Below are 15,824 nucleotides of genomic sequence, written 5' to 3'. Positions count from 1 at the left end.
TAAATTAATTTATGGAAAGGAAGTTTCTTTATGCCAACACAACAACCTAAAATCAAACGCCATATCTCAAGTGAAAAAATGGAGGAAAACTGGATTGTTCGCTTTGATGATTTAAAGTCAAAGTCGATTCCTCTAATGTTTATTGACAGTATTATCCCTGGCCATCAACGACTGAATTATGCTCTTATTGGAGATACAGCAAGTGAAAACGATGATTATTCTCCTGAAATCACTGAGCCACATGGGTTTCAAATTGGAATGGTAAAAGCACCTCCTGGAAATGGTCCGGCTTATCATACACACGACTACATCGAAGCGTTTCTTCCTCTTTCCGGAAAATGGCGTTTTTATTGGGGAAACAGTGAAGATGAAATTGAAGGTGAAACAATCATTGAGGAATGGGACTTAATTTCACTACCTCCTGGTCTATGGAGAGGGTTTGAAAACATTAGTGACCAGGATGCTTGGATTTTTGCGGTACTTGAACAACATGAAGTGTTTAATGGAAAAGATCCATACTGGTCTCCTCAAGTTATAAAGAAAGCTGCAGAGCACGGCTTTTATGCAGATGAGTTAGGCAAGATGATTAAACCTGACAACTTCAGAGAACTAGAAAAGAAAATGGCAGAAAAGCTCCGTTCTGGAGAAAAGTGATAAAAGATGAAAGAACATCTTTTATTAATACCAGGTACTCTGTGTGATGAACGATTATGGAGCCATCAGCTGAAAAATCTAAGTCATGTAGCAAATCCTAACGTATTTATACCAAACCAAGGAAATTCCATTGAATGCATGGCACAGCTATTACTTAAAGATGCACCTGAAAACTTTGCGCTTGCAGGGTTATCTTTAGGTGGAATCGTTGCAATGGAAGTTGCGCGTCAAGCTCCAGAAAGAGTAACGAGGTTAGCTTTTTTAAATTCAAATCCGTACGGACCTAGACCAGACCAGTTAACGCAGTGGGATGAGCTTATTAACATGGTTAAGAAGGGTCAGTTTGAGGATATTGTGGAACATAAATTGCTTCCTAACTTAATTCATCCTAGTAGACAAAGTGATTATCCACTAACCTCTACTATTCGTGACATGGCAAATAAGATTGGGCCCACCGCGTATATACAGCAATTACAAGCAGTCTCAACAAGACAGGATGCTCGTGAAAGCTTGAAGGCTATCAATGTGCCAACACTGCTTTTAGTTGGGAAAGAAGATAAAGTTTGCCCGCCACCTCTTCATGAAGAGATGGCGGCATCTATCAAACATTCCCACCTTATTATTTTAGACAACTGCGCGCACTTAAGCAGTATAGAGCAACCTGTAGCTACTACAGGTGCTCTATATAATTGGTTAACTCTATAGTGAAAGGAGAGTTTATGTTGATTAATCATGTAAAGGAAAAGCTTAAAAAAGGAGAAAAAGTGCTGGGAAGCTTTATTAGCTTTTATTCACCTAATCTTATTGAGATGATTGGTTATGCTGGCTTTGATTTTGTCATTATTGATGAAGAGCACGGGGCATTTAGTCATTCAGAATTAGAAAATATGATTAGAACAGCAGAAGGAGTGGGCGTAGTTCCGATTGTGCGAGTTTCTTATGACCAATCTAGTATTCAAAAAGCATTAGATAGAGGCGCAATGGGCATACAAATACCTATGGTTAATTCGCAAGCAGATGCTCTTGAGGTCGTTAAAAAAGCGAAATTCTCTCCTTTAGGCAAGAGAGGAGTAGCTTACTCACATCGAGCAGCTCGCTATGGAAAAGATGCAGGTGAATCATTTTTAAACGACTCTGATCAGAATATTATCGTGTTGGCACATATTGAAACGATGGAAGCTGTGAGAAACTTGAATGAAATTGCCAATGTTGAAGGTATTGATGGCATTTTTATCGGTACTACCGATTTATCAGTTGATATGGGGTATAAAAAAGAAGGAGCGCAGCATCCGGAAGTTCAAAAAGTTTTATCATTACTATATAGAAAAGCATTGAAGACAGATATGATTATTGGAACGGTAGCTAGTGACGTTAACGGAATCCAGGAGTCATATAAAAAAGGCGCCCACTATGTAGGAGTTGTAGGAAATTCCATCATCATGTCTGCTTTAGAAAGCGTCGTTAAAGATAATCGAGCAACTAAACAAGCCATACATCCTTAATAATGAGAGTCGATGAGCCTTTATCTTATAAAAGGCTTTTTTTTATTAAATTTTTAAAGTGATTTAGAGCTTGTTTATTGCGATTAATACTAAAAAAGGATAAAATTAACATTATAATATTTTACGATATTAGTTGAGGAGAGATGAGACGAGATGAGTACAGAGACGTTCTACGAACAAGTAGGAGTTGCTATGACGTGCAGATCCTACAAAGAGTATGAAGAGATGTTTATGTTAGATAAGAGCCTTTTAGGGAAAGGGCCAATTCTAGATGTTGCAGGAGGAGCGTCTTCTTTCAGCACTAAAGCGAACGAACAGGGATATGATGCTTTTGCTGTTGATCCTTTGTACAACCTATCTTTTGAAGAGATGATGTGTAAAGGGCAAAAGGAAATGCAAGAAGCTAGTGAAAAGCTAAACAAAAGTCTCTCAAGTTTCTCTTGGGAATCATATGGAAGCTTAGCAAAGCATATCGAGATTAGAAAGCATTCATTGGATCTTTTTCTCAATCAGTATCAAGAAAAAGAAGCCAATAAACGATTTGTATACGGAGCATTACCAGACCTACCGTTTAACAACGAAACGTTTTCTCTTGTTTTATGTAATCACTTTTTATTTTTGTATGAAGAGCAATTTGATTTCAATTTTCATTTACAGGCCATTCAAGAACTAATTCGAGTTACTAAAAAAGGTGGAGAAATACGAATCTATCCTCTAGTGAATTTTAGAGGTGAACGCTACCCTTATTTAAATAAGCTACTAGATACGTTAAGCAGAGAGAGTTTATCTGTAAAAACGATTAATACACCGTTTCGGTTTGTCCCTGCTGCAACAGAAGTATTAATAATTAAAAAAGCGGATTAAAAATAAAAACCTTTCTTGTCATGAGAAAGGTTTCTTTGTGCGATGGTTATCTAAAAGGAGAAATGGCACTTGAGAAACAACTATAAACTTTTATTAATCTCTGCTCTAATCATTACAATCTCTTGGGGAACTATACATTTTTTAAGTCATGACAAACGAACAGCTAAAGCTTTTGCTGAAGAATTTTACGCGATTCAGCTCCCACCTAAAACAACTGTCATTGATCAGAACTTTAATTATGGTGTTTTCTATGGTGGAGGACCTTGGGGAAGCGGGGGACGACCAACAGTGGTTGCTTATAAAAAACTTTCTTCTGAACTCAGCGAAAAAGAATTGGTTAATTATTATACTAGCAATCCACCGTTAGAAGGGGTAGCGATATACTTTAAATGGGAAGAAAAAGGTGTAACAACCGCTGATAATGAAAAGAAATGGTATGAAGGGAAAACACCTAAACAACCGAGTGAAGAAAATAATACTGGTTCTTCCATAGAAGTTATCATTCAATTACGAGAAGAATTCGAATCCGCTTTTGGTGAGTTTGCTAGGTATTAAGGTGTTTACTAAACATGTATTAAATAACACTAGAAAAGAGGAGAAGAAATTGAAGAAACGATACATATTGGCTTTTGCTTCAATCAGTATTTTTCTAGCTGTAGGGTTTATTTGGTGGTTTCTTTTTGCACCTAGTCGCCTGCAATTTGTTCCAAAAGGAGAATATGTTTCTCAAAGTACCTCTCCTAACGGCGAATATGTAGTAAAGATTTATCGCTCGAGTGGTGGAGCTACTATGCCTTTTGCTATTAGAGGAGAATTAACTGATACAAACAAGGTCTTTAATAAAAAGAAAAATATTTATTGGAACTATCCTCAAGAAACAGCTGAAGTCACATGGGTAGATAATCAAACAGTTAATATTAGTGGTCATATATTGAATGTTAAAAAAGATACATTTAATGCGAATGAGGTAGATAATTAACTTCTATTTTATACAGTTTATAACGTTAATGTTTCAGCCAATCTTTATCTTTAAAAAGTAGCGGATGGGCATTGGGTAGATAGTAAGTTTTAGTTTGTGATAAGGATATTTGCAGGTTTTATTTTCAAGGGTGTCGAAAACGAAACCTTACAGATAAAGGTAAGAAAGAGGGGGAAATTATGACGACGGTTTACGATAAAGCAAAATGGCATTATGAAGGGGATTTTCCAGAAGAGTTGGATGAAGATCAAGGGTTTGTACATACAGGAATGTATTTAGGTTGGGTTATAGATAACAACCTGTATAGTAAAGAGTTTCAACAAGCGTCTTCTAATGAAATAGCGAAGTTTTACCAAGGTCTGCTATCGGGAACGGAAATATATATGAATTGGGATGGGGTACTAGCAAGTGACATGCTAAATACAGAAGGAAATGCTTTCACAAAAGAGTATTATGATTCAGGAACATATTTTGAAGATTATGCAGAGTTGTTTCCTGATATTAGTTCTCTTTACGAGGTACATGATACGTTTGATAATTACAATACCGTAAAAAACAAGCTTAATGAACGTTTTAAAGAGTGGAAAAGCAAGTTAAATAGATAGATTGAGATAAGGAGAAACTAAATGCAAGATTGCCCTGAAGAATTAGATTTTATTTCATTATTTGAGTGTATGCCAGTAAAAAAGGACCCGAACGAAGATTTTTGGTACGACGAGTCTACCTTTGTTTTTGTGAACAAAACAAACCGATTCAAAGTAAATCTTTCCCCTTTCTATCATTCATTCTCCCTTTCAGTAACAGATTTAGAAGATGATGAAGTCTTTTATTATAGATTTGAAACTGTTACCAAAATTGAAATTATAAACGATAGTAAAGAAAGTAAAGCCATTCGTTTATTCATAGACGAAGATAGAGACCGCTTTATAATGATTATGGAAATAACGTTTAAACCTAAATTTAAAGTTATAATAAACGAAGTTTTTGACACGTAGATCTTTGGGAGGGGAATTTCAAGTTGAAAAAGAATTTTTTGCTTTTGGGATTTATAACTATTCTTTTATTAGTATTATCTAGTTGCAGCAGTAAGGATGAAAGTCTTCGTTTTGAAGGGGAAGGAGAACACTGGAAAGCTTTATACCTTTTAAATAAAGGAGAGAATACTGAAAACGGGCAGGGCAGTATCATCTATAAAGGAAGAGATAAAGATAAATTAGGAAAGGTTTCTTATGTTGTTGAAGGGGAAACAGGAAAACTAGAAGGTACAGATAATGAGACAGACGGAAAAATTAATTTAAGTAGTAACTGTAGTGGGTGTGCCACTCAAAGCAGTAAAGTTCCTTATCATGTGACAATAAAGTGGAATGGTAAAGAGGATAAGTTTGATTTAAAAGCAAAGTAAAAATCCTTTCTATAGTTAATTATTACGCGAACTGAAATTGTATGGTATATACATTAATAAATTACCTCAACCTACTTTTTACTGTTGAAAAAGTTATGTTTAACTTTTGGGATTGATCTTAGATAAAAAAATATAATCGTGAACTGAACTAAGGTTCACGAGGTTATAAAAAAGCATCTAACATTATATGATTAGATCCTTTTTTATAATTAGAATCGTAATTATGATAGGTAACTTTGTATACTCTATACAAAGTTAAATCTATCCTTTTTATGTTATAATTTCAAAATATATAATAATAGAATTTGCAGGAAGGGTGAGAATGTTGTCTAATTTTGAAGTTGATATTATTCAATTAAGAACCACTCCTTACAAAATAGGTTATAATCTTGGAAAATATTTAAAAGATAAGACTTTACTTACTGTATTTAGTACTCTAACTAAACCAGAAATTAATATGAATCATCTTCATGACGTATTTTCTTGGGTATCTCCTAACTTACTTGAAGAATTACAGGGTTTATCTGAAGGTTTACAACTTCCATACAAGAAGGTGGCTGCTATGTTTAGTGGCTATGATGTACCTAAATTAACTAATATGGGTTGTTCAACATTCGTTGATCATCAATATTATGTGAGGAATTATGATTTTTCACCAGAAATTTATGATGGTCTCTTATTATTGTTGAGTTCAAAAAATGTTTTGGCCTCTTGTGGTTATAGTTTACAAGTCATTGGCAGACATGATGGAGTAAACGAAAGTGGATTAGCTATTGGACTCCATTTTGTAAATAACGAGGAATACCAGGAAGGTATAGCTGCTTGGACTAGTGTTAGGATGGTGTTGGATACTTGTACATGCACAGAAGAAGCTATTGATTTACTCAAAGAAATCCCTCATGCTGCATGCTATAACTTTTCTCTTGGTGATTCTTATGGAAGTTATGCAGCAGTTGAAGTGAGTCCAGAAAAAGTGTTGGTCCGTAGAGAGTCTAGCTTTATTTCATGTGTAAATCATTTTCAAAATCCTGATATGAAGAAGAAAAATAGGGCAAATATTGAAGGTTCTTTAAACCGTAACGAGTACATTTACAGCTTAAAGAGTCAAAATCTTAGTATGAAAGAGGCATTTCATAAGTTTAGTGATAAAAACTCACCATTATTTTTTACAGATTACGATAATCTTTTTGGAACCCTGCATACCTTTGCTTATTCATTTGAAGAAAAAACTCTTACTACGGATGTGGCTCAAGGAAATAAAGACTTAACCATAAATTTTGAAGAGTGGGTGAAAGGAACTAACATTAAAGAATCCAAACTAAACGGCCACATTCAAGTTTTTGGATAAAGATGAGTTTATTAGAGTTACAAAACTAACTAATAAAAGGAGCAAATGAACGTCTCGTCCTAACAGAAAAAGGTAAAATAAAGCTTCCTTGAGGCTTTATTTTACCTTTTTCTTTCTTGCGGGGGATATCGATTTTAAAGAAATAGTAGACCCCAATGAAAACTGATTAATAATGTCATCCAGAAAAGATTCAACCTTTTCTGGACAAGTATAGTAGCAATACAAGTTTATAGATTAATATGTTCTGGATGCCGCAATTGCTTGTTCTAGACTAGATACAATGGACACTTTACTGAAATCAATTCCGATTTGAATAGCTGTTTGTGCAATTTCAGGTCGAATGCCTGATAATGTTGCTTTTACACCAATTAAGCTTAATGATTCAACTAATTGGAAGATTTGATGAGCAACCATTGTATCAATAACGACTACTCCGGATAAATCAAGTAAAAGGTGACGAATCCCCTTATCTACACACTGGTTTAAAGTATTTTCAAGGATAAACTTAGCGCGGCCGGTATCAATCTCACCTACAATAGGGAGTAGAGCTAAGCTTGAGCTTAATGAAATGATAGGTGAGCTCAATTCTATAATTAATTCTTGCTGAGCCTTCAAGCGTATTTGGGAATGTGCATGGTACTCCCTAGTGAATACAGTCATAACGTAATTGAAATTTTTAATAATAACACGATTCCACCTGTTGATTGTTTCTTGTGAATAGCTTTCACTGCTTGTCCGAATGAATTCTTCAATCAGGTCCAAATACTGATTTTGCGTAACAAAAAATTCATGTAAAATGAGGTCGATTGGGGTATTTAAATGTTCTTCGTCTTTTGAAATTGCACTAATCCATTCATCGAAGTGGATAGAAAATTGTTCACTTGATTCATTATTATCAAAGATTTTACAAAAGCGAGTGTGAAACTCATGATTTTGCTGTTTTACTTGGTCAATCACGAGTGGGTCATTTGAAGCATATACACCTAATGAATTTTCTTTATCTAAGGATTCATACCATTTTTCAGTCAAAGACCATGTTCGTTTAACTAAAAAATCGTACAATTTATTATTTCTATGCATCGTTTACTATCTCCTTATGCAAGTGATGACTATCATCAACTTTTCATTTTATAGACAAAAAAATAGCTATTTTCTTATAAAGCAGAAAAAGCCTTTGATTTAAAGGCTTTTTCTGCTTTTAAATTTAGTGTACATGCAGGTTTCACGTTATTAAATTTTAAAACAAATCCCTTTGTGCTTGTTTCATCTTATCATATTACTATAGCGAAAAATACCTTTTTTAGTGTATCTATGTTCACAAGGAATATTTAGCTACCAGCAGTTAAAACATGTAATTATACTCAATATGAAGAGGTGTTTTTTATAACAAGAACCTAAAGCGTAGAACTATCCCAGCTAATAGATGATTTATTGTTTTAAGAATACATAAAATCATCTTATTGATATAGTGAGTTAATTTTTGTGAATCACTGTAAATGACGCACAAACTTCTCTGCGCTCTCTTGCACTTCCTCTTCTGTTAGTACCCGTACGCCATGAATAGTAAACGTAGGCAAAAATTTCATTCCTGTTAGATTAGCCATTGCTTGGAATGGCTTTGTTAATTCACTCATACTATATGCGTTATATCCTCCAGCTTGATAAGCTTCCTCTGGACCGCCTGTTGAAATAGCTAACATAAATTCTTTTCCGTGTAGCTTTGTTCCTTCAGAACCATATGCCCAGCCATAAGTTAGAACTACATCTTGCCATTCTTTTAATCGTGAAGGGCTGCTGTACCAGTAGAAAGGAAATTGGAAAACGATTTTTTCATGATTTAAAAGTAGTTGTTGCTCATAGGCAACATCAATGTGACCATCAGGGTATTTTTCATACAAGTCATGAATTGTTATATTTGATTCTTTTACAAGACGATTTTTCCACGCTTTATTAATAATAGAATCCTTTAGATTAGGGTGTGCTAAAATAACTAATGTTTTTTTCATTATGTGCAGCTCCTTTAATATTTGTATATACAAATTAAAACACAAAAAAATTATTTCTCTTCGTAAACAACTTCAACTTGATCTTGTTTCTCATACATTTCGTAAAAAGCCTGGGCGATATTCTCAGGAGAGAAATATGTTCCTTCTTGAACAAAACCTTTGATTGTAAGCGTTCCAACATATATACTCTTTGGTTGTAACTCTTGATGAAGGCTATAGGCTAAGTTGCGAATACCCGCTTTTCCAATTGCTAATGAAGCATACCCTGCATAGGGTTCTAAAGCTAATCCGCCACCAGTTAATATGATAGCACCGCTCTCCATCAACGGAAGAACTTCTTTAACACTAGTTAGAGCTCCAGCTACGCTCACTTTAAAATCTTCTATTAGCTGGTTTGTACTAAGAGTTGTTGGTACGCCAGGCTGTCCAGCAGCAGCATTGTATAATAAAACATCTACGTTTCCAAAAGTAGTAAGTACTTGTTTAATAGCTGCTTTTAACGATTCTTCTGAAGACGCATCTCCAGGGAAACCTTGAGCAGTAATGCCATGATTTTTTAATTCGTTCACATACTCTTGTAGTGATTGGTTACTTCGAGAAATTAAGGCAACTTTAAAGCCTTTTTCCCCAAATTTCTTGGCGGCTGTTAGGCTAATTCCTGGCCCAGCACCTACAATTAATAATACTTTTTCAAACATAGTTTACAACCTCCTTATCACTTTATTTGTATATGCAAATGAAAGGGTAAAAAAATTACGATTTACTTTCTAGCTTATTACTTGCCTCATGAAGAGTTTTACTTAAGTCTTCGCTGAATTCTTTACCTAAGACTTCAGAATAGCTACTAAATAATTGTTTTAGTGCTTTTCGAAATTCGACGTACAGCTTTTCGCCTTTATCTGTTAAAGAAATAAACGTCTGTTTTCCTTCAGCTTTTCTAGTGACAAGCTTTTGCTTTTCAAGTTTATCAATAAAGCGTGTGCTTGTTGAAGGAGCAATTGACAATTTATAGCACAGCTCTTTCTGAGTAATACCAGGATGAAACTTTACAGTCATAATCATATAAAGGTGTGAAGGAGCAATTCCATCAAAATTAAACGTATCCTCAGCTAATTTTGTAATATTACGAGCAAATCTGCTTGCGGTAAAGTACAAACAATGTATAAGTACTTCTTCTTCTTCGTGCATCATGGATCAACCCTTTCAATCATTTGCATATACAAATTAACATGAAACTTTTATAGAGTCAACTAACTTATAGGTGAATTTTCTTTGATTTCTATCAATGTTACCTTACCGCTTTGATTTTATACAAAATAAACAAACAAAATATGTTATAATATGGTAAAAAATACTGTTTTCAATTATAGAGGTAATTAAATTGGCAAATATTGAACTTATAACAGACGCCACCATGAAAGGGTGCAGACGTTAATGCTCAACAAAGTGGAGGGTGGACAAGCCTTCATGAGTCAGCTCTGCTTGATGATGAAAAGATGACGTTAAGACATCATTAGATATATCTAAAAAGCATGAACACATCGTAAACTTGCTTAATTTACACAGCCTTCAATAAAAATTTTGAAGGGAAAGGAGGAAGAGGAGTCTGATTTTACTATATATAACACTGTTACTAATTGGTGCACTTACAGTTGTCCCTATTGTCATTGTAGTTGGCAAGACATTGATTATAAGAAAATTCCCAAACAATTACTATACTCCATTCGACTATATATCAGCTCAGACAACGGAAGAATTTCATGAAGAAAAAGAAGAAATAGCAGAAGAGAATAAAGATGGCGATAGTAAGTGAGTAACTTAGCAAAAGCAATAAATAAAGTTAACCTCATTACCTAAAAGAAAGCTTCCCAAAATGGTTAGCAAGCTTTCTTTTTAGGATAAGAGCAGCTGTTTGTTAAATTATTTTCTTCTTTAACGAATATAAAGTTCAGCTTGCTAATGCTAGCCAAACTGATAAAGAAATTGAATTAAATCAAAGAATTTTATTTTATAACCAAGGAAGTGATTAAAGTGAATTCAGTTTTATTTGATTTTCCAACCGAATTCTATACAGAAAGACTTTTCATTAGAATGCCGCTTCCTGGAGATGGGAAACTCATGGCTGAAGCGGTAAACTCATCAATCGAAGACTTTAAACCATGGCTACCGTTTGCTAAAGAAAAATAAACGGTTGAAGAAGCAGAAGCACATATTCGAAAGTCTCACGCAGAGTTTCTACAAAGAACGAATTTACAGCTTCTAGTTTTCTTAAAAGACACAGATGAGCTTATTGCTTCATCAGGATTGCACCGTATTAATTGGGATATACCAAAATTTGAAATTGGCTATTGGCTCGATTCTCGCTTTAGTGGAAAAGGATATATGACAGAAGCAGTTGAAGGAATTGCTTCCTTTGCGTTTAAAGAGCTACATGCAAAAAGGCTAGAAATTAGATGTGACGCTAGAAATAAAAAAAGCCGGGCAGTAGCGGAAAGAGTAGGGTTTAACCTAGAAGGGATTCTTGAGAATAGTGCCATGGCAGTTGATGGATCAGAGATAAGAGATACGTGTGTTTATGCAAAGGTCATTAAAAATAAGTTGGGAATTTAGAAAGAGAACAAATGATGAAAATTAGAACAATGTTCTCCGTAGCGTCTCTATGTATATTACTTATCCTAGGTGCTTGCAGTGTAGCAACAAATAATCTAGAAACAGAGATGGAAGTTCATTCAGAAATAAATAGCTTATCAGATGAAAAATTTAGTCATATAGGGACAACCGGTTTAAATGATGCTTCAAAAGAAGATTTTCGTAAATTTTCTTTTACTTTTTTATTAGAAGGACCAGAAAAAGCAGCATTCAAATCTGTCGAGGTGAATGCTAAATGGAAAACGATAAACAAAGAGGAGAAAGAAAAAACGATAAATTTAGAGGATATTTTGAAATTTAGATAAAGGTCAAATGGAATCTTATTAGTACTGATGTTTATGGTCAAGCCAACACAGCGATTGAAGATAAGAAAAACGCTAGGTATCTGAAACTCAATCATACGAAGTGATATTTTTAGCGTATAGAAGGTAACAAGTAGGAGGGGTCCTTATGCTGATGATTACAGAAGATGTTAAGGGGAAAAAGTACAAAGCATTAATTGACTTATTACTAAGACATTGCGATCGGTTTGCTTTTGTTGAAAATAGGCAGTTGATAGAGTATGAAGAAGAGTGGTTGGCCTATATAAACAATTTAACAGAAGGCATTGCCGAGCACTTCATAGAAAGAAAGATTCAGCAGGAATGGGAGACCACAAAGTTGTCAGAGGGTTCAGCATACGTTTTTTATTATCATTTCAATAATGCTACTAAGCAGTTTTTAAAAGAATATAGCAACTCGCTTTTTAACTGGATTAGTCCTGACCTCCCAGAAGACCTGCAGTTTTATAGAGATGATACATGCATGCTTGCTGTATGTTCACATGAAGGTTTCTTTTTAGTCGATGAATCTTTATGGGAGATATTTGATTAGTCTATTATAAAAATACAGAAAAAAAAGACGCTACTTCAAGCGTCTTTTTTATCCAATAAATGTTTCAGCACAATGATTAACAGCATTAAACCTACAAAAGTTCCTGAGTCATCAACCTCCATATGAAAGAAGGTAGGTGCAATAAAAAAATTAACAACAAATATTAATGATGCAAGAGCTAATAGAATGTTATAAATCATTCATTTCTCCTTCAGTACAATTGAAATTTTTCTTGAATTAATTGAGCTACTTCCTCAGCGCTTAAATTTGTATTGTTGATCCGTACATAGTTTTCTCGCTGTATTTCTCCAGTTTTGGAATTTAATCGGTGTTTGTTCATCGTTTCTTTGAGTTCTTGCTCTGACCACTCTACATTTCTTTTTGTTGGCTTATGCTGGAGTCTGTTTGGCGTTTTGTTTCGGTCGATTCTTTCGTTAAGATCCGCTTCTAGCTCCACAAAATATACCGTACCGCCTTTTGATTCAAAAATGTCGCATACTTCTCTGATAAAATTCCAATCGCTTTGCATATCAAACGCCCATACATAGGTAAAGATTATACCTTTTGCGTCACTTTTTGAAATCGATTCAAAGATTTCTTTACGGAACAAATCTACTAATCTCCACATTTCTTCGTTGAATTGAAACAAAGGAGCAAGAAGTTCAATGGTCATATGATTATGAAACAGCTTCAGTCCCGTGTTTCTTTCTAATTGTTGTCCTACCGTCATTTTCCCTACTGCTTGGGGTCCAAATACGAGAATGAACTTCATCTAGTTCTCCTTTCCATTGTAAGTTTACTAAATTATCATTATATACATTTGGTAAATTTTATCATAAATAAACAAACAGCGGAAGAAGAAATTCCAACAACTAACAATGTATCCCAGGGAGGGATTATACGAACTTCAATTAAGCGTAATAGCAAAGCCTCTTAACAACTACAGCTTCTGCTTAACTCAAAAAAGCATAAAAAAAGGATAAAGGTATTTAACACCTTCATCCTTTGAGTTATATTTCTGCTGAACATCTTGAAAACAAAACAATTTCATGATAAATTAGTATAGATGCGTATCTATACCTGTTATTAATTATAATATTTCCTACTATAATTATAATATAAAATCGATGCGCTAGTCAACTATTTTTTTAAGGGGTGTTTGCGATGGGTTCAGAACTTCAGCAGGAACAAAAACGCGTAGATGGTATCATGAAAAGAATTAACGCAGAAATAAACAAGCTAGAAGAAGAGACGACAAAGCGTAAAGAAGAAGTCATTCATATCCGCAAGCACTTTTGGGATGAGGTTAAGGTAAACACAGATACGTTTGATGATTATCTTGAAACGATTATTGGGTTACGCCAAGAAGCTCAGGCGCTATCAGTAACTCAAAGTACACATAAACATTCCTCTAAGCGATTATCCACGTTGCATCGGATGAAAGAGCTCCCTTACTTCGGCCGTATTGATTTTACAGAAGAAGGAGATTCAGCTCCTGAGAGCATTTATATTGGAATTGCTGCTCTTAATGATCAAACTGGAGATGATTTTTTGGTTTACGATTGGCGAGCGCCTATTTCAAGCGTCTATTATGATTATCAGCCTGGACCGGCTCATTACATGACTCCAGGCGGTATGATTCAAGGTGTGCTTGAAAAGAAATGGCAGTATCTTATTCGTAACGGGATCATCCAATCCATGTTTGATACAAGTTTGACCATTGGAGATGAAATCTTACAGCAGGTTTTAGGTAAAGGTACGGATAAGCAAATGCATAATATCGTTGCGACAATTCAAAAAGAACAAAATAAAATTATTCGTCACGATAAAGGAAGGTTATTGATTGTTCATGGGGCAGCTGGAAGCGGAAAAACCTCGGCAGCTCTGCAGCGAATTGCGTATTTATTATATAAATACCGAGATCACATCAATGCAGATCAAATTATTCTATTTTCACCTAACTCTATGTTCAGTAGCTATGTTTCAAACGTACTACCAGAGCTTGGAGAAGAAAATATGCAGCAAGTAACGTTTCAAGAGTACTTAGATCACCGCTTAAGTAAAGCATTTCAAGTAGAAACGCCTTATGAACAGTTAGAATACGTTTTAACAGCAAAGAAGACATCTTTCTATCAAGCGAGGCTTGCAGGCATACGTTTCAAAGCATCTACACGCTTTTTTGAAGCTGTTCAAACTTACAGAAAGTCGCTTGAATCAGAAGGAATGCTGTTTAACGACGTGGTGTTTAGAGGAAAAGCTGTTGTAACAGCAGGAGAAATAGTAGAACGATTTTACAACTTTGATACCTCTCTCCGTTTTCATAACCGACTTGAAAAGTTACGAGATTGGTTATTGAAGAAGTTAGCTGACTTTCAAAAAACAGAAAGTAAAAAGCCGTGGGTTCAAGACGAAATTGAGCTTCTAAGCAATGAAGACTATCATAAAGCACATGCGTATTTAGCTAAAAAACGCGGGTTTAAGAGAGAAGACACCGCTGATTATGATATGGAGCCACAAGCGCTTGCAAGGCTGATTGTGCGTCAAAAGCTAAAACCGCTTCGAAGCAAAATTAAAGAGCTGCAGTTTATTGATTTTATCGGAATATATAAACAGCTTTTCACAAATTCTCTTGAAATAACGAAACACTTAAAAGGCAAGGTGCCTGATGACTGGTCTGACATTTGCGGAATTACAGTCGATGCATTAGAGAAAGATAAGCTTTTTTATGAAGATGCTACGCCATTTTTACTTTTAAAAGAAATTATTGAAGGCTTTCAAATAAATAGCGCTATTAAGCATATCGTCATTGATGAAGCGCAGGACTATTCTCCGTTTCAGTTTGAGTTTTTGAAGCGTTTATTTCCAGCTGCACGAATGACGGTACTTGGTGATTTCAACCAGGCTATTTTTGCTCATGCAGATGAAAATACCGATTTTAAGATGTTAACGCACCTCTACGGCGTAGAACAAACGGAACTGATCAACATTACGAGAAGTTATCGATCCACAAAACCAATCATTGAATTGACAAGAAGGCTTGTGCCTAACGGAGAAGGCATTGTTCCGTTTGAGCGTGAAGGGAAACGCCCTGCTCTTACACAGCTGCCAGATTATGATGAACTCCACCAAGCAATTGCGTCAAAGGTTGATGAATTCAAGAGTGAGGGTTATCACAGTATTGCGATTATCTGCAAGTCTGCAGAAGAAAGCGCATCTGCGTACTTATCTTTAGCTAGCATTAAAGATCTGAAGTTGTTAAAAAGCAACTCTCTTGAGTATGAGCAAGGAGTAGTAGTGGTTCCTGCGTACTTATCAAAAGGAATTGAATTTGATGCCGTTATCATCTACAACGCATCAGAGAAAGTCTACGCTGAAGAAAGTTTACGCCGTACTTTTTACACAGCTTGCACAAGAGCCATGCATGATCTTCACCTATACAGCGTAGGGAAAGCAAGTCCGTTTTTAGACAAAGCCCTTCTTGAAAGAGCGCTTGACGCTTAGGGCAATAAAAGATATTTACTTCTTCTAAATATTGGGTTATGATGGA

General features: G+C 35.1%; 20 protein-coding genes and 1 pseudogene. 15 read left to right on the top strand and 6 right to left on the bottom strand.

Annotated features, from left to right (window positions below):
- Window positions 1-30 precede the first annotated feature (30 nt).
- The 10 genes from EPL02_RS10305 (at window position 31) to EPL02_RS10260 (ending at window position 6,749) form a co-directional block, all read left to right on the top strand.
- Window positions 31-654: a cupin domain-containing protein gene (locus tag EPL02_RS10305; RefSeq protein ID WP_094910129.1), complete on the top strand. Its 624-nt coding sequence runs from the start codon at window positions 31-33 to the stop codon at window positions 652-654.
- Between the two features lie 6 nt (window positions 655-660).
- Complete coding sequence (locus tag EPL02_RS10300; RefSeq protein WP_131887620.1) at window positions 661-1,359, top strand: alpha/beta fold hydrolase; 699 nt, start codon at window positions 661-663, stop codon at window positions 1,357-1,359.
- 14 nt (window positions 1,360-1,373) lie between these two features.
- A complete protein-coding gene (locus EPL02_RS10295; RefSeq protein ID WP_165932545.1) occupies window positions 1,374-2,156 on the top strand; it encodes an HpcH/HpaI aldolase family protein in 783 nt (260 codons plus the stop codon).
- 153 nt (window positions 2,157-2,309) lie between these two features.
- On the top strand, window positions 2,310-3,020 hold the full coding sequence (locus EPL02_RS10290) for a class I SAM-dependent methyltransferase (protein ID WP_094910126.1): 711 nt from the start codon (window positions 2,310-2,312) through the stop codon (window positions 3,018-3,020).
- A 69-nt stretch (window positions 3,021-3,089) separates the two neighbouring features.
- The gene (locus tag EPL02_RS10285) at window positions 3,090-3,575 is read left to right on the top strand and encodes a hypothetical protein (protein ID WP_131887619.1); all 486 of its coding nucleotides are present in this window, start codon (window positions 3,090-3,092) and stop codon (window positions 3,573-3,575) included.
- A 49-nt stretch (window positions 3,576-3,624) separates the two neighbouring features.
- Window positions 3,625-3,999: a DUF5412 family protein gene (locus EPL02_RS10280; protein WP_094910124.1), complete on the top strand. Its 375-nt coding sequence runs from the start codon at window positions 3,625-3,627 to the stop codon at window positions 3,997-3,999.
- Window positions 4,000-4,178: 179 nt separating this feature from the next.
- Complete coding sequence (locus tag EPL02_RS10275) at window positions 4,179-4,604, top strand: DUF7832 domain-containing protein (RefSeq protein WP_131887618.1); 426 nt, start codon at window positions 4,179-4,181, stop codon at window positions 4,602-4,604.
- 21 nt (window positions 4,605-4,625) lie between these two features.
- Window positions 4,626-4,994, top strand: a complete 369-nt coding sequence (locus tag EPL02_RS10270; protein WP_094910122.1) for a hypothetical protein — start codon at window positions 4,626-4,628, stop codon at window positions 4,992-4,994.
- Window positions 4,995-5,017: 23 nt separating this feature from the next.
- Window positions 5,018-5,401 carry a hypothetical protein gene (locus tag EPL02_RS10265; protein ID WP_094910121.1) on the top strand — a complete coding sequence of 128 codons (384 nt, stop codon included), beginning with the start codon at window positions 5,018-5,020 and terminating at the stop codon, window positions 5,399-5,401.
- Between the two features lie 322 nt (window positions 5,402-5,723).
- Entirely contained in the window at window positions 5,724-6,749 is a 1,026-nt protein-coding gene (locus tag EPL02_RS10260) for a C45 family autoproteolytic acyltransferase/hydrolase (protein ID WP_131887617.1), read from the top strand.
- Window positions 6,750-6,983: 234 nt separating this feature from the next.
- On the opposite strand, the gene EPL02_RS10255 is transcribed toward EPL02_RS10260, so the two are convergent.
- The 4 genes from EPL02_RS10255 to EPL02_RS10240 form a co-directional block, all read right to left on the bottom strand.
- The gene (locus tag EPL02_RS10255; protein WP_094910119.1) at window positions 6,984-7,829 is read right to left on the bottom strand and encodes an STAS domain-containing protein; all 846 of its coding nucleotides are present in this window, start codon (window positions 7,827-7,829) and stop codon (window positions 6,984-6,986) included.
- A gap of 407 nt (window positions 7,830-8,236) precedes the next feature.
- Complete coding sequence (locus EPL02_RS10250) at window positions 8,237-8,755, bottom strand: NAD(P)H-dependent oxidoreductase (RefSeq protein ID WP_131887616.1); 519 nt, start codon at window positions 8,753-8,755, stop codon at window positions 8,237-8,239.
- Window positions 8,756-8,805: 50 nt separating this feature from the next.
- A complete protein-coding gene (locus EPL02_RS10245) occupies window positions 8,806-9,453 on the bottom strand; it encodes an SDR family NAD(P)-dependent oxidoreductase (RefSeq protein ID WP_131887615.1) in 648 nt (215 codons plus the stop codon).
- A gap of 55 nt (window positions 9,454-9,508) precedes the next feature.
- Window positions 9,509-9,946, bottom strand: a complete 438-nt coding sequence (locus EPL02_RS10240) for a MarR family winged helix-turn-helix transcriptional regulator (protein WP_179289190.1) — start codon at window positions 9,944-9,946, stop codon at window positions 9,509-9,511.
- 415 nt (window positions 9,947-10,361) lie between these two features.
- Here EPL02_RS10240 and EPL02_RS10230 point away from each other — a divergent pair, with 415 nt between their 5' ends.
- The 4 genes and pseudogenes from EPL02_RS10230 (at window position 10,362) to EPL02_RS10215 (ending at window position 12,277) form a co-directional block, all read left to right on the top strand.
- Window positions 10,362-10,568 carry a DUF3951 domain-containing protein gene (locus tag EPL02_RS10230; protein ID WP_350020191.1) on the top strand — a complete coding sequence of 69 codons (207 nt, stop codon included), beginning with the start codon at window positions 10,362-10,364 and terminating at the stop codon, window positions 10,566-10,568.
- A 218-nt stretch (window positions 10,569-10,786) separates the two neighbouring features.
- Window positions 10,787-11,365, top strand: a pseudogene (locus EPL02_RS10225) (GNAT family N-acetyltransferase).
- Between the two features lie 14 nt (window positions 11,366-11,379).
- On the top strand, window positions 11,380-11,709 hold the full coding sequence (locus EPL02_RS10220) for a hypothetical protein (RefSeq protein ID WP_131887614.1): 330 nt from the start codon (window positions 11,380-11,382) through the stop codon (window positions 11,707-11,709).
- A gap of 145 nt (window positions 11,710-11,854) precedes the next feature.
- Window positions 11,855-12,277 carry a stage III sporulation protein AH gene (locus tag EPL02_RS10215; protein ID WP_286175394.1) on the top strand — a complete coding sequence of 141 codons (423 nt, stop codon included), beginning with the start codon at window positions 11,855-11,857 and terminating at the stop codon, window positions 12,275-12,277.
- Window positions 12,278-12,312: 35 nt separating this feature from the next.
- Here the strand turns inward: EPL02_RS10215 and EPL02_RS20865 are convergent, their stop codons facing one another.
- Entirely contained in the window at window positions 12,313-12,477 is a 165-nt protein-coding gene (locus EPL02_RS20865) for a hypothetical protein (protein ID WP_165932544.1), read from the bottom strand.
- Window positions 12,478-12,488: 11 nt separating this feature from the next.
- On the bottom strand, window positions 12,489-13,049 hold the full coding sequence (locus EPL02_RS10210; RefSeq protein WP_131887613.1) for an AAA family ATPase: 561 nt from the start codon (window positions 13,047-13,049) through the stop codon (window positions 12,489-12,491).
- A gap of 392 nt (window positions 13,050-13,441) precedes the next feature.
- Here EPL02_RS10210 and helD point away from each other — a divergent pair, with 392 nt between their 5' ends.
- Entirely contained in the window at window positions 13,442-15,778 is a 2,337-nt protein-coding gene (helD, locus tag EPL02_RS10205; RefSeq protein WP_131887612.1) for an RNA polymerase recycling motor HelD, read from the top strand.
- The last annotated feature ends 46 nt before the right edge of the window (window positions 15,779-15,824 follow it).

It is taken from the genome of Bacillus sp. CBEL-1 (genome assembly GCF_004348885.1).
Lineage (GTDB): Bacteria > Bacillota > Bacilli > Bacillales > Bacillaceae_H > Priestia > Priestia aryabhattai_A.
The sequence above is the reverse complement of the archived record's forward strand: the minus strand, read 5'-3'. Positions and strand labels throughout refer to the sequence as shown.

Excerpts from the sequence above, each read along its gene's own strand:
- EPL02_RS10305 (WP_094910129.1), top strand. The coding sequence starts at position 31 with ATGCCAACACAACAACCTAAAATCAAACGCCATATCTCAAGTGAAAAA.
- EPL02_RS10300 (WP_131887620.1), top strand. The coding sequence starts at position 661 with ATGAAAGAACATCTTTTATTAATACCAGGTACTCTGTGTGATGAACGA.
- EPL02_RS10295 (WP_165932545.1), top strand. The coding sequence starts at position 1,374 with ATGTTGATTAATCATGTAAAGGAAAAGCTTAAAAAAGGAGAAAAAGTG.
- EPL02_RS10290 (WP_094910126.1), top strand. The coding sequence starts at position 2,310 with ATGAGTACAGAGACGTTCTACGAACAAGTAGGAGTTGCTATGACGTGC.
- EPL02_RS10275 (WP_131887618.1), top strand. The coding sequence starts at position 4,179 with ATGACGACGGTTTACGATAAAGCAAAATGGCATTATGAAGGGGATTTT.
- EPL02_RS10270 (WP_094910122.1), top strand. The coding sequence starts at position 4,626 with ATGCAAGATTGCCCTGAAGAATTAGATTTTATTTCATTATTTGAGTGT.
- EPL02_RS10260 (WP_131887617.1), top strand. The coding sequence starts at position 5,724 with ATGTTGTCTAATTTTGAAGTTGATATTATTCAATTAAGAACCACTCCT.
- EPL02_RS10255 (WP_094910119.1), bottom strand. The coding sequence starts at position 7,829 with ATGCATAGAAATAATAAATTGTACGATTTTTTAGTTAAACGAACATGG.
- EPL02_RS10250 (WP_131887616.1), bottom strand. The coding sequence starts at position 8,755 with ATGAAAAAAACATTAGTTATTTTAGCACACCCTAATCTAAAGGATTCT.
- EPL02_RS10245 (WP_131887615.1), bottom strand. The coding sequence starts at position 9,453 with ATGTTTGAAAAAGTATTATTAATTGTAGGTGCTGGGCCAGGAATTAGC.
- EPL02_RS10240 (WP_179289190.1), bottom strand. The coding sequence starts at position 9,946 with ATGATGCACGAAGAAGAAGAAGTACTTATACATTGTTTGTACTTTACC.
- EPL02_RS10220 (WP_131887614.1), top strand. The coding sequence starts at position 11,380 with ATGAAAATTAGAACAATGTTCTCCGTAGCGTCTCTATGTATATTACTT.
- EPL02_RS10215 (WP_286175394.1), top strand. The coding sequence starts at position 11,855 with ATGCTGATGATTACAGAAGATGTTAAGGGGAAAAAGTACAAAGCATTA.
- EPL02_RS20865 (WP_165932544.1), bottom strand. The coding sequence starts at position 12,477 with ATGATTTATAACATTCTATTAGCTCTTGCATCATTAATATTTGTTGTT.
- EPL02_RS10210 (WP_131887613.1), bottom strand. The coding sequence starts at position 13,049 with ATGAAGTTCATTCTCGTATTTGGACCCCAAGCAGTAGGGAAAATGACG.
- helD (WP_131887612.1), top strand. The coding sequence starts at position 13,442 with ATGGGTTCAGAACTTCAGCAGGAACAAAAACGCGTAGATGGTATCATG.